The sequence below is a fragment of the Mesorhizobium sp. BR-1-1-10 genome (assembly GCF_020165595.1).
Lineage (GTDB): Bacteria > Pseudomonadota > Alphaproteobacteria > Rhizobiales > Rhizobiaceae > Mesorhizobium > Mesorhizobium australicum.
Genome location: NZ_JAIUIL010000003.1, coordinates 432,415 through 444,474, shown reverse-complemented (window position 1 = coordinate 444,474; position 12,060 = coordinate 432,415). Strand labels below are relative to the sequence as shown.

Here is a 12,060-nt window from a genome sequence, read left to right as displayed (position 1 = left end):
TCGAGCCTGATGTTCGAAAGCCGGTTTCCCCTTCCAGGGATCCGGCCCCGATCATTCGTCCGCGACGACCGTGCAGCGGCCGCCGCCCCTTAGAATATCGCCGAAACCACCCTTTTCGTGGATCGAATAGACGATTATCGGAATGTTGTTTTCGCGCGCAAGTGCAATCGCAGCGGTATCCATGATGGAAAGGCCGCGATTTATGACTTCGGCGTGGCTGATGCGCTCGAAACGCGCCGCACTCGGGTCCTTTTTCGGGTCGGCCGAATAGACGCCGTCGACCTGGGTACCCTTGAACAGCGCGTCGGCGCCGATTTCGGCCGCGCGAAGTGCCGCTGCCGAATCAGTGGTGAAGAACGGATTGCCGGTGCCGCCGGCGAAGATCACCACCTTGCCCTGGTTCATGTAGGCGGTCGCTTGGCGCTGCGAAAAACTCTCGCAAAGCTCGGGCATGGCAATTGCGGACAGCACGACGGCATCGACACCGATCTTGTTCAGCGACGTGCGCAACGCCAGCGAATTGATGACCGTGGCAAGCATGCCCATGTGATCGCCGGTAACGCGGTCGCCTCCCTTGGAGGCGCCCCCCACGCCGCGAAAGATATTGCCGCCGCCGATAACGACACCCACCTCGATGCCCAGCGCACGGGCCTCGGCAATGTCGCCGGCGATGCGGTCGACGACCGAGACGTCGATGCCGAAATGCTGTTCGCCCATCAACGCTTCGCCCGAAGCTTTCAGCAGAACACGTCGGTAGCGGGGCTTGACCGTCATCTGGTTCCTCGAAATTCCGGCGTGGCAAGCTCTGAAGGCGAAAACGCCCCCTGCTTCGCCCGGCGGTGCTGTCATGACGGGTTGACCGGATACACGAAGGGCGCGGCGATGTCACGCCGCGCCCTTGTGCAAAATTCCAGGCTTTCTGGATCAGTTGCTGCTGATGGCAACCGCCTCGCCTTCGACCACGACCGGCAATGCGTAGCCTGACGGCTTGTCGCCGGTCACGACACCGCCCGCGACACGGACCTGGATCTCGGGACCGAAATAAGAATGCGGGAACGGTGCCGGCGTGCCGCTCACCTTGTCCAGGCGCTGGCGAAGCGCGGGCGGTATGGAGAAATCGAGCGCCGCAAGATTATCCTGCAGCTGCGAAAGCCGCGTTGCTCCGAGAATGACGGTGGCAACTCCTGGCTGAGTCGCCACCCAGTTCAGCGCGACCTGAGCCATGCCGCGGCCGAGTTCGGCGGCGACTTTCTCCAGCTCCGCCACCACAGCCCAGTTGTGCTCGCTGAATTTCTGGAAGCCTGGGTGGGTGGTGTTGCGGAAGCCGTCGAGCCGGCCGGCATTGCCCGCCTGCGCCGGGCGGTATTTGCCACTTAGCAGTCCGCTTGCCAGCGGGCTCCAGACCATGATGCCGGCGCCATGGCGTGTCCCGAACGGCACGAATTCATGCTCGATGGCACGCTCCGCCAGGGAGTATTCAAGCTGCAACGCCGAGATCGGCTCATAGCCGCGCAGTTCGGCGATCGCCTGCGCCCGCCCGGCATACCAGGCCGGCACGTCGGACAGGCCGATGTGACGTATCTTGCCTGCCCGAACCAGATCGTCGAGCGTACGCAGCACTTCTTCGGCCGGCGTCAGCCTGTCCCAGATATGCATGAGATAGAGATCGATATAGTCGGTACCCAGCCGCTTCAGCGATGCGTCGACGGCACGCATGATGTTCTTGCGGCCATTGCCGCCGGCGTTCGGATTGCCGGGGTTCGAGTTCATGGTGAATTTGGTGGCGATCACCGCCTTGTCGCGCAAGCCCCGCTCGGCCACGAATTCACCGAGCCAGGTCTCGGCCGTGCCGCCGGTGTAAAGGTCGGCGGTGTCGAAGAAATTGCCTCCGGCCTCGACATAGGCGTCGAACATCGCGCGCGCCGTATCCCGGTCAGCGCCCCAGCCCCATTCCGTCCCGAAAGTCATCGTGCCCAGTGCCAGCCGGCTGACGCGCAGGCCGCTGTTGCCGAGTGTGTAGTAGCTCATCGTCATTGTCTTTTTCCGATCTTGGTCCGGTTGATGCGGGCGTCATTGGCCAGGTGTCGCCTTGACCCAGGGATTGCCGCGCTCATGCGTCATGCGGAAGGTGAAGCCATCGACCTTCCAGCCAGCCGCGGAGCGCGTGAGGTGATGCTCATACGTGCCCCAGACCTCCCAGAGCGGGTCGCCATTGCCCTCCATCCGGTTCCAGGCGTAGCCGTTCGACAGAACGGTCGCCGTGTCCGCTTCAAGGACGACCTGGTGATTGGTGCGCAGATGCAGGCTGGTCTTGCTGCCTTTGAGATTGCCGGCCCAGGCGCCGATCAGATCGTCGGAGGCGATGTTGGCCGCGGGCTGCCCGGGCAGGCTGCTGAAGTCGGCGGTGACCCTATCCGCGAAATAGCTGCGCGCGCGTTTCCAGTCCTGCGCGTCGACCGCGCGGTCGATGGCATCGGCGATGCGGATGATGGCGCGGTCATCGGCAAGCGCCTGCCAGCCCATCGGTTCAGCCCCGCCGGCGTCGAGCGGCGCCAAGGCAAGCCCTGCGGCGAAGGTAGCGTGTTTCAAGGCGTTCATGTCTCTTCTCCTCGATACCATCAGCCCGATCGCCGATGTGTTGGCGACAATGTGGACCTCTGCCTCGGCGTCGATAAGATTGCATTGTCCGCAAAGACTATGCGATACTGTTCATGAATGGACCGGGATCTGCTCAGCCATCTGCCTGTCATCATTGCGGTCGCCCGGCGCGGCGGTTTTGCCCTTGCCGCGGCCGAACTGGGCATGAGCCCTTCGGCGGTCAGCCATGCAGTGCGCCTCGTCGAGGAGCGGATCGGCCAGCCGCTGTTTGCGCGCACGACGCGCAGCGTTTCGCTCACCGAGGCGGGCAAGGCGCTGGTGGAAACGGCGGCCCCTGCCCTTCAGGATATCGCCGAGCGGATGGATCGTATCCGCAGCGTCAAGGGTAGGCCGTCCGGGCTGCTCAGGATCAACGCCTCCAACATCGCAATGCCGTTGGCGGTGACGCCGGTCGTGGCGGCGATGGCCGAGCGATATCCCGACATCACGGTCGAGATTTTTGCTGATCAAGGGTTGGTCGACATCGTCGGCGAAGGTTTTGACGCCGGCATCCGGCTCGGCGAGATGATCGCCCAGGACATGGTGGCCATCCGACTGACGCAGCCCTTCAAAGCCGTTATCGTCGCCTCGCCCGCCTATATCGGGCGACATGGCCGTCCGCGCAGCGTGGCCGATCTCGCGAACCACAATTGCATCGGATACCGTCTCGTTCGCTCCGGTGCCCTCTATCGCTGGGATTTGACCTGGGACGGCAAGGACGTGGTCATGGAAACCAGCGGTACGGCCATCGTGACGGACTCGCTTGCGGCAATCGATCTGGCTCTCGCCGGAGTGGGCCTTGCCTACATGTTCGAGCCGCTGGCGCGCGCCGATCTCGCGGCCGGTCGCCTGGTGCAGGTTCTGCCGCAATCAGCGATCGAGGAACCCGGCCTTTTCCTCTACTTTCCGCGTCGCGCGGCGATGGCGCCCAAACTCAGGGCCTTTATCGACACCGCGAACGAAATCGGCCGGGCATCCCAGCGGATGTCCGGCCGAAAAAACACAGGCGAAATGGACCGGTAAGAAGTTACTTCTTGACCGCCGCCGCGACTTCCGCGGCGAAATCCGTCTCTTCCTTCTCGATGCCCTCGCCAAGGGCGAAGCGCAAATAGGCCGTGATCTTGGCCGGCGCGCCGATTTCCTTTTCGGCATCCTGCAGCGCCTTCTCGACGGTGATGTCGGGATTGAGCACGAAGGCCTGCTTCAGGAGCACGACTTCCTCATAGAACTTGCGCAGGCGACCCTCGACCATCTTCTCGATGATGGCTTCCGGCTTGCCGGACTGGCGCGCCTGATCGGAGAAGATTGCCTTCTCGCGCTCGACCGCGGCCGGATCGATCTGCTCGGCGGTCAGCGCCATCGGGTTGGTGGCGGCGACATGCATGGCGACCTGGCGGCCAAAGGCATTGGCGGCATGCTCGTTGCCCGTGGTCTCGATCGCGACCAGCACACCGAGCTTGCCGAGACCATCGGCAACAGCGTTGTGGACATAGGTCGCAACCGCGCCATGCGGAACGGTGAGCTTGGCCGAGCGGCGGAAGCCCATGTTCTCGCCGATAGTGCCGACCGCGTCCTTGATGGTGTCGGTGACCGACTTGTCGGAGCCCGGATATTTGGCGGCGGCGACCGCTTCGGTCGTGCCATAGGCAAGCGCCACCTTGGCGACGTTGGCGACGATTTCCTGGAAGGCGGCATTGCGGGCGACGAAGTCGGTCTCGGAATTCACCTCGACCACGGCCGCTTCACGCACACCGTTGTCGACGCCGATCAGACCTTCGGCTGCCGTACGGCCGGCCTTCTTGTCGGCCTTGGAGATACCCTTCTTGCGCAGCCAGTCAACGGCCTCTTCCAAGTTGCCGTTGGTCTCGTTCAACGCCGCCTTGCAGTCCATCATGCCCGCGCCGGTCAAGTCGCGGAGTTCTTTGACCTGTGCAGCCGAAATGCTCATTGTCGCCTCTTTGTTTAAATGCACCGACGCACCATCGGTATTCGATGGTGCGTCTGTTTAGCGTGCCAAAATATGAGAAAGATGAAGGCCGCAACCGGCCTTCGATTGTCAAGCCTCGGGGGCTTCCGACGCCGGAGCCGGATCGAGCGCCGGTTCGATCGGAGCTTCGACCGAAGCGCCGATATCCATGCCGAGCGCGCCCTGCTGACGGGCGATGCCGTCGATGGCGGCCTTGGCGATCAGATCGCAATAAAGCTGGATGGCGCGGGCCGCGTCGTCATTGCCGGGGATCGGGAAATCGATCTTGTCCGGATCGCAGTTCGAATCGATGATGGCGACGACCGGGATGCCCAGGCGCTTGGCCTCGAGGATGGCAATCGCCTCCTTGTTGGTGTCGATCACGAACATCAGGTCGGGCGTCGAGCCCATGTCCTTGATACCGCCGAGCGCCTTGTCGAGCTTCTCGCGCTCGCGATCGAGGTTCAGGCGTTCCTTCTTGGTCAACCCTTGCGCTTCGCCGGCCAGCATCTCGTCGAGCTTGCGCAGGCGCTGGATCGAGTTCGAGATCGTCTTCCAGTTGGTCAGCATGCCGCCGAGCCAACGCGAGTTGACGTAGTACTGGGCCGAACGCTGTGCCGCATCGGCAACGATGTCCGACGCCTGGCGCTTGGTGCCGACGAACAGCACGCGGCCGCCCTTGGCGACGGTGTCGGAAACCTGCTTCAGCGCCTGGTGCAGCAAAGGCACCGTCTGCGAGAGGTCGATGATGTGGATGTTGTTGCGGGCGCCGTAGATGTAGGACGCCATCTTCGGGTTCCAGCGGTGGGTCTGGTGGCCGAAGTGAATGCCAGCTTCCAAAAGCTGGCGCATGCTGAAATCAGGCAGTGCCATTCTAAGTTCCTTTCCGGTTAGCCTCCACGGACACAGGCATTTTTAGACCGAGGTCCTCGAACGCCACCGGAGGTCTCAGCCGGATTTCTCCCGGGCAGACACCAAAGTCCGTGTGTGGAATGAGCGCGCATATAGAGGGGAAGTCCGACAAACGCAAGCGGGGCGGCGCTTTAACGCCTAGCGTGCGGCAATCAGCGCTCCGGTGCCGTCCGCGGCTCATTCGATTGCGCGACCGAGGCCCGCCACATCCTGACGCCGAGAAAGATCAGATAGGCGGCGCCGGCATATTTCAACAGGAGGAAGATCCATTCGAAGGTCTGAGCCAGGGCCACCAACCCCAGCAGCGCCAGAGTGACGAGCACGGCATCGCCGGCGGCGACCCCAAGGCCGGCCATGAAGGCCCGCAGGAACCCACGCGACACGCCGTTGGTGATGACCGCGAACATTGCCCGCCCCGGCGTGGCGGCGGCGAGCGTCACAGCGGCGCAATATGCCAGGAATGCGGTTGGTGTCATCGCTTGGACTTTCCGTTGGGCACCCGCACGCGCCGGAAGATGGCGACGATCTGCTCGCGGCTGCACTCGATGGCGCCGAGCCGCACCGCACGGTCGCGCTCGAAGCCGGTTATGTCATAGTGCGGAGCGGATGTCTTGGGCGGGCCTTGGTAAGATGAGCGCTTGATGCCGAGTTCCGCCGCAAAGCGATGCAATTCGTCGGTGTCGTCGGCCAGGAGATGGCACCAGAGATGGCCGGCCCATTTCCAGATCGCCGCATCTACATAGACTGCCATCAAGCCCGCCACGGCCAGCTCAATTGCCCGACCCTGCTATTTCGATACTGGGCAAGGCTTTGTCTGGTCGAACAGCGACAGGTTGACCAGCTTGCCGGTCATCGAGAAGTCGCCATAGTCCATGACGAGATCACGGGTGATGCCGTTCTCGTGCAGCTTGAAGCTGATCCGGTATTCCGGCACTTCCTCGCCGTTCTGGGCGCTGTCGTCGAAATAGGCGATGTCGACCGGCCAGTATTTGTCGGTGGCAAGCTTCGCCAATGCCGGCGCTTCCGGATCGGCCTTGTCGGCCTCGCTCTTCTTGCCGACGACGACGGTGGTCGTCATCACCTTGTTGGCGTCTTCCGAACCATCAAACAGGTTGGTCTGATAGAAGTTTTCGCCTTTTTCGGCCTTTCCGATCAGCTCGACCAGGTGCTGGGTCGGAAACTGGGTGGCGGCGAGTTCGAGACTGTTTTTCTCCGGCTTGTCGATGTCGACCTTGAGGCCCTTCGCGTCCTTCGTGGCCATACCCTTGACCTCCTTGTCGAGGTTCTGGTCGACAAAGGATTTGGTCACGAATGAAAAGGTCTTGCCTTCGGCATCCTCGAAAGTCGTCGTCTGCTGGTCGGTCAGCTTCGTGTTGTCATTGGTGGCGATCTGGGTGACGAAACGGAATTTCACCGTATAGCCTTCGCAGGCCGAGCCATTGAACTCGTAGACCATGCGGCCGGTGATGCCGGTGATGCCGGACCGATCGTCCGCCTTTTTGAGCGTGAGATCATAGACGGCGCGATGCGCCTGCAGCGCCGGTGCGGCGACAGCGGCGCCTGTTGGCAAAAGCGCCGACAACAGAACGGCGTGGAATGCAAGGCGCGTCGCGCGCATGAGGTACTCCGATCGTCGCGGCTGATGGCAGGCCGCAGGGAAAGATGGTCCAGCTTAAAAAAAGTCGTGGCGGAAGCGAGGCAAAAATAGCAATTTCGGCCCGGCCAGCGCGGCGCCTTCCAGCAATAGGGAAAAGCAATGAGTGAAACAATCGAAAAGCGGCTAAGTGATCTCGGCGTGACGCTTCCCGTCGCCGCCGCACCCGCCGCCAACTACGTGCCCTATTGCAGGACCGGCAACCTGCTGTTCACTGCTGGTCAGTTGCCGCTCAAGGACGGCAAGCTGCAGGCAAGCGGCCTGCTCGGCCGCGACGTCGACACGGCAAGCGGCAAGGACGCGGCGAAATACTGCGCCATCAACATCCTGGCACAAGCCAAGGCGGCACTTGGCGACCTCGAGAAGATCCGTCGCCTGGTGAAGATCACCGTCTTCGTGGCCTCTGCCCCCGACTTCGTCGAGCAGCATCTGGTCGCCAACGGCGCCTCCGATTTCCTGGTTGCCGCGCTCGGCGAAAGCGGCAAGCACGCGCGCTCGGCCGTCGGCACCGCCTCCCTGCCGCTTAATGCCGCGGTGGAAATCGAAGCGATCTTCGAAGTCGAATGAGTGTAGGTGCTGACATGACCGACCTCTCCTGGCTGACGGCCCGGCCGGTTGCCCATCGCGGCTTTCACGACATGAACAAGACGCGCTGGGAAAACACGCTTTCCGCCTTCGCTGCCGCGGCCGAACGCGGCTACGCGATCGAATGCGACGTGCATCTGTCGTCGGATGGCGTCCCCGTCGTGATCCATGACGACGATTTGCAACGGCTGACCGGGCAGGACGGTTTCGTCTGGCAACGCAGCGCGGCCGAACTTACCGCGCTCAAGGTTGGCGGCACGGCGGATCACGTGCCGACGTTGCAGGAAGCACTCGACCTCGTCGATGGTCGCGTGCCCATGGTGGTCGAACTGAAAGGAACTCCCGGTCGCGACGAAGGCCTGGTGGCGCGCGTCGGCAAGATGCTCAAGCGCTACAAGGGCAAGGCGGCGATCATGTCATTCGATCACTGGCTGATCCGCGATTTCCCCAAACACGCGCCCGGCATCCCGGCTGGATTGACCGCCTATGGCAAGGACGCCAAGCTGATCGAAGCACATTTCGCCATGCTGGCGCACGAACTCGCCTTTACCTCCTATGCCGCAGGCGACTTGCCGAACCCGTTTGTCAGCTTCGTGCGCGAAAAGCTCAAAATGCCTGTCATCACCTGGACGGTGCATGATCAGCCCGCGATCGACCTGACCTTTAGATACGCCGACCAGATGACGTTCGAAGGGTTCGAACCCGACCTGGTCGAAGTCGCCTGAGCAGGGTGCCCGAAACGTGACTTGTAGCGGCCCGAATGGAGCTTAAATAAGCCTCATGGATCAGGGCGACGACGGCGACGGGCAAATGGCGAATGCGGACTATTCGATCCGCATCGCCGCCGGCATCGGTGCCTTTACCTGCGACGAATGGAACGGCTTTGCCGGAACCACGCGTGGCAACACGGAAGCTGGGTACAACCCGCTCGTTTCCTTCGCTTTTTTGAGCGCTCTGGAGGATTCCGGCTGTGCCGTGCGTCGCACCGGCTGGCAAGGTCATCACCTGCGGCTGGAGACCGCGCAAGGCAGGCTCCTCGGCGCCGTTCCCTGTTATCTCAAGTCGCACAGCCAGGGCGAATACGTGTTCGATCACGGCTGGTCGGATGCCTTCGAACGCGCCGGCGGCCGTTACTATCCAAAACTGCAAAGTGCCGTGCCGTTCACCCCCGTCACCGGCCCTCGCCTGCTGGTCGGCAAAGGCGAGGATCAGGATGCGGTGAAGGCTGGGCTTGCCGCCGGTCTCAAAATGGTGACCGACAAGCTCGGCGTGTCCTCTGCGCATGTCACCTTCGTGCAGGAGAGCGACGTCGCGACGCTGGAAGCCGCGGGCTTCCTGCATCGCACCGACCAGCAATTCCATTTCTTCAACGAAGGCTTTTCGACCTATGACGACTTCCTCGCCACGCTTGCCTCACGCAAACGCAAGGCGATGAGGAAGGAACGGCGCGAGGCGCTGGCCGATGGCATCTCGATCGACTGGCTGACCGGAAAGGACCTGACCGAAAAGGCCTGGGACGACTTCTTCGCCTTCTATATGGACACCGGCAGCCGCAAATGGGGCCGCCCCTACCTGAACCGCCAGTTCTTCTCGTTGATCGGCGAACGCATGGCGGACGACATCCTGCTGGTGATGGCCAAGCGCAACGGGCGCTATATTGCCGGCGCCATCAACTTCATCGGCTCCGACGCGCTCTACGGCCGCAACTGGGGCTGCATCGAGGATCACCCCTACCTGCATTTCGAGGTTTGCTATCACCAGGCCATCGACTTCGCCATCGAACGCAAGCTGAAGGTGGTCGAGGCAGGCGCGCAAGGCGAACACAAGCTGGCGCGCGGCTACCGGCCGGTGACTACGCATTCGGCCCACTACATTTCCCATCCTGGCCTGCGCAACGCGGTCGCCGATTATCTCAGGCGCGAGCGGCGCGAAGTCGAGCGGATGGGCGAATATTTGGAAGAACATACCCCGTTCCGCAAGGATCTCGAGGAATAGCAGGCTCTTTGGCGTGCCATGCCCCGGCCATGGGTGCGTAAGCACCATCGCAGCGCAAAAGGCGCTTCATGACGCGCTTGTCGAATTTGGGATGGCCGATCACGTCGGCCATAGTCTTGCCGCTCCGGAAGAGCTTCGTTACACCGGATGGCGAGGCACAATCCGGAGCGTTCGCCATGGCCGAAACCGCCTATGACCCCGACAACATCTTCGCAAAGATCCTGCGTGGAGAACTTCCTTCGCACCGCGTTTACGAAGATGACGCCGTAGTGGCCTTCATGGACGTGATGCCGCAAGGACCGGGCCATACGCTGGTGGTGCCGAAAGCACCGTCGCGCAACTTGCTCGACGCCGATCCGTTGACCTTCGGCCCGCTTTTCACGGTTGTTCAGAAAGTGGCCCGAGCGGTCAAAAAAGCCTTCGACGCCGACGGTGTCACCATCATTCAATTCAACGAGCCTGCTTCGGGGCAGACTGTCTATCACCTCCACGTCCACGTCATTCCGCGTTTCGATGGCATCCCGCTGAAGCCGCATTCGGGCGAAATAGAGAAGCCTGAGGTGCTGGCTGAGAACGCCCGCCGGATAAAAGCGGCGTTGGCGTTATCCTGACGCCTGACTTCCAGCGGTTGCCAGCACCTGCGGACTTCCGCGGAGATTGCGCAGTTGCGTATCGAAAACCATTAACCCGAGCCGCCAGGATATCAGCGTGATCGTCGTTCCACCGAACACATCCATCAGATTGTGCCCGCCTTGGATGAGGATCGCAGGCAACAAGGCGGCACTGATCAGGATCAATGCAAAACGCATCGGCCTGTAGGGCCAGATCGCGATCAGCGAAATCAGCGCCATGACGGTATGAAACGAAGGAAACCCAATGAGACCGGTTACTTTCAGGCTGGAAACATCCGGTACGCCCCTGGCGAACAGGCGATTCAATTCCGTGCCATAAGCCGAGCTTACGACCGGCCGGACAATACGGTCCACCTCCGGCGCCAGCGTCCAGTAGCCGGCGGCGCCGGCGGACGGGAACAGCGCCCAGCAGAATATGGTCGCCAGTGATGCTATTACTGTCCCCAATGCGGCCGCATGCAGGCGGCGCCGGTCGTTCGCCATGCCGAGGAAGAGAAACGTGAACAGCAACTGGGCCAGCGTCAGGTTGTAGATTTGCCGAAGCAAATCCGAGAGGCGGGGATATTGCGCAATCCAGGCGCAAAAGCCCGGCCAGGAATATCCCAGCCACGAATCCATTCGGACAAGCATGGCGTCGATCGGCTCTGATGGCCGCGGCAGCAACAGTATGTTGAAAAGGGCGGCAGGCACGGAATAGGCGATGAACAGCGCCAGAATGTGTGTGGTGAGGGCAATGCGCTCCGCCTTGCGGACCCGACGGTAGAACTGGCCGATGATTATCAAGAGAACGGCAAAATAAACAGAAGGAATATATCCGTCGAGCGAGACGACGGTTCCTTTCTCCCAAACAAGAAAGAGGCAAACCGCCACCAGCGCCAGGGTAGCCGCCAATATCGTGCGTTCTGCAGGGAGGAGAACCATTCGTCAAATCTGCACGAAGGTCGTTAATTCAGAATGAAAACACAACGGTCAGCCGGCTGAAATCCATTCCCATCGCCCGCCAGGACGCGTGATCAGAATGGTTTGGTCGTGGAGACAGCCGAAAGCTTCTCAAACGCCGTCGGATGCTCTGCATGTTGCCGCAGCCGTTTGCGGATCGCATCCGCGCATTGTGCAGGCGTCAGCAGCGACGTGTCGACTTCCAGATCGTATACGCCTGGCCGGTGCACCTCCTCTTGCCACAGGCGCACCGGCAACGGCACGGGATCGCCAGGCGAGCCGGTCACATACCCCCTCGCCGTCGCAGTGGCGGCACGCCTCTGCATGATGATTCCGATCGGGCAGCGAATACCCACAAATAGTACCGGAAGGCCGACGAGACGACGAGCACAGTCGGCAAGGCAATCAAGGGCTTCGAATAGGCGTCGTGGTGACCAACATCCGCCACGACGTTCAGTCCCAGCCGGCTGTGGGCGGCCATCGACTCGTAGAGAGCTGCGTATAATTCCGGCACAAGGCCATCGAGGTCCGGACGCTCGCCGCCTGGCCGCAGTCCTATTCCAGGCCGGCATCGTGGCGGCGTGGCCTGCTCGAAAACATCCACGCCGAGATTCATCCAGACGCCATCGAAATGCTCCTGAATGGCCTGGACGGTGCTTGATTTTCCCGATCGCGGCGCGCCGTTCAGGATGATGATTTGCCCGACCATGGATCGCCTCTTCTCCAACGAAAAAAGCCCC

Annotated in this window: 14 protein-coding genes and 1 pseudogene; 5 read left to right on the top strand and 10 right to left on the bottom strand. The window is 61.8% G+C overall.

Going from position 1 to position 12,060, the window contains the following annotated elements; genetic code table 11:
* Positions 1–51 precede the first annotated feature (51 nt).
* From pyrH to LB555_RS08020, 3 genes are all read right to left on the bottom strand, one after another.
* Positions 52–774, bottom strand: coding sequence for a UMP kinase (gene pyrH / locus LB555_RS08030; RefSeq protein WP_224682602.1), 723 nt, complete (start codon positions 772–774; stop codon positions 52–54).
* A 150-nt stretch (positions 775–924) separates the two neighbouring features.
* On the bottom strand, positions 925–2,034 hold the full coding sequence (locus LB555_RS08025; RefSeq protein ID WP_015317782.1) for an aldo/keto reductase: 1,110 nt from the start codon (positions 2,032–2,034) through the stop codon (positions 925–927).
* Positions 2,035–2,070: 36 nt separating this feature from the next.
* A complete protein-coding gene (locus LB555_RS08020) occupies positions 2,071–2,598 on the bottom strand; it encodes a nuclear transport factor 2 family protein (RefSeq protein ID WP_224682601.1) in 528 nt (175 codons plus the stop codon).
* A 117-nt stretch (positions 2,599–2,715) separates the two neighbouring features.
* Between LB555_RS08020 and LB555_RS08015 the strand changes: the two genes are divergently transcribed.
* A complete protein-coding gene (locus tag LB555_RS08015; RefSeq protein WP_140664123.1) occupies positions 2,716–3,660 on the top strand; it encodes a LysR family transcriptional regulator in 945 nt (314 codons plus the stop codon).
* A 4-nt stretch (positions 3,661–3,664) separates the two neighbouring features.
* Here LB555_RS08015 and tsf read toward each other — a convergent pair whose 3' ends face one another.
* The 5 genes from tsf to LB555_RS07990 all read right to left on the bottom strand — a co-directional run bounded on the left by tsf (position 3,665) and on the right by LB555_RS07990 (position 7,133).
* Complete coding sequence (tsf, locus tag LB555_RS08010) at positions 3,665–4,585, bottom strand: translation elongation factor Ts (protein WP_015317779.1); 921 nt, start codon at positions 4,583–4,585, stop codon at positions 3,665–3,667.
* Positions 4,586–4,693: 108 nt separating this feature from the next.
* Positions 4,694–5,476 (bottom strand): 30S ribosomal protein S2, encoded by a 783-nt coding sequence (rpsB, locus tag LB555_RS08005; protein WP_140824584.1) that lies wholly within the window; start codon positions 5,474–5,476, stop codon positions 4,694–4,696.
* A gap of 191 nt (positions 5,477–5,667) precedes the next feature.
* Positions 5,668–5,991 (bottom strand): LysE family translocator, encoded by a 324-nt coding sequence (locus LB555_RS08000; protein ID WP_224682600.1) that lies wholly within the window; start codon positions 5,989–5,991, stop codon positions 5,668–5,670.
* The gene (locus LB555_RS07995; protein WP_140616396.1) at positions 5,988–6,266 is read right to left on the bottom strand and encodes a DUF4031 domain-containing protein; all 279 of its coding nucleotides are present in this window, start codon (positions 6,264–6,266) and stop codon (positions 5,988–5,990) included. Before LB555_RS07995 ends, LB555_RS08000 begins: the two co-directional genes overlap by 4 nt.
* A gap of 36 nt (positions 6,267–6,302) precedes the next feature.
* The gene (locus LB555_RS07990) at positions 6,303–7,133 is read right to left on the bottom strand and encodes a cell envelope integrity EipB family protein (RefSeq protein WP_015317775.1); all 831 of its coding nucleotides are present in this window, start codon (positions 7,131–7,133) and stop codon (positions 6,303–6,305) included.
* Between the two features lie 138 nt (positions 7,134–7,271).
* On the opposite strand from LB555_RS07990, the gene LB555_RS07985 reads away from it, so the two are divergent.
* The 4 genes from LB555_RS07985 to LB555_RS07970 all read left to right on the top strand — a co-directional run bounded on the left by LB555_RS07985 (position 7,272) and on the right by LB555_RS07970 (position 10,360).
* Complete coding sequence (locus LB555_RS07985) at positions 7,272–7,736, top strand: RidA family protein (RefSeq protein ID WP_015317774.1); 465 nt, start codon at positions 7,272–7,274, stop codon at positions 7,734–7,736.
* 14 nt (positions 7,737–7,750) lie between these two features.
* Complete coding sequence (locus LB555_RS07980) at positions 7,751–8,479, top strand: glycerophosphodiester phosphodiesterase (protein WP_140726952.1); 729 nt, start codon at positions 7,751–7,753, stop codon at positions 8,477–8,479.
* Positions 8,480–8,534: 55 nt separating this feature from the next.
* Positions 8,535–9,749, top strand: a complete 1,215-nt coding sequence (locus LB555_RS07975; RefSeq protein WP_224682599.1) for a GNAT family N-acetyltransferase — start codon at positions 8,535–8,537, stop codon at positions 9,747–9,749.
* A gap of 176 nt (positions 9,750–9,925) precedes the next feature.
* Complete coding sequence (locus LB555_RS07970; RefSeq protein ID WP_224682598.1) at positions 9,926–10,360, top strand: HIT family protein; 435 nt, start codon at positions 9,926–9,928, stop codon at positions 10,358–10,360.
* Here LB555_RS07970 and LB555_RS07965 read toward each other — a convergent pair.
* Together LB555_RS07965 and LB555_RS07960 are read right to left on the bottom strand one after the other, a co-directional pair.
* Positions 10,352–11,302: a phosphatase PAP2 family protein gene (locus LB555_RS07965; RefSeq protein WP_224643791.1), complete on the bottom strand. Its 951-nt coding sequence runs from the start codon at positions 11,300–11,302 to the stop codon at positions 10,352–10,354. The genes LB555_RS07970 and LB555_RS07965 overlap by 9 nt on opposite strands.
* A gap of 92 nt (positions 11,303–11,394) precedes the next feature.
* Positions 11,395–12,029 (bottom strand): annotated as a pseudogene (locus LB555_RS07960) (chloramphenicol phosphotransferase CPT family protein).
* Between the last annotated feature and the right edge of the window lie 31 nt (positions 12,030–12,060).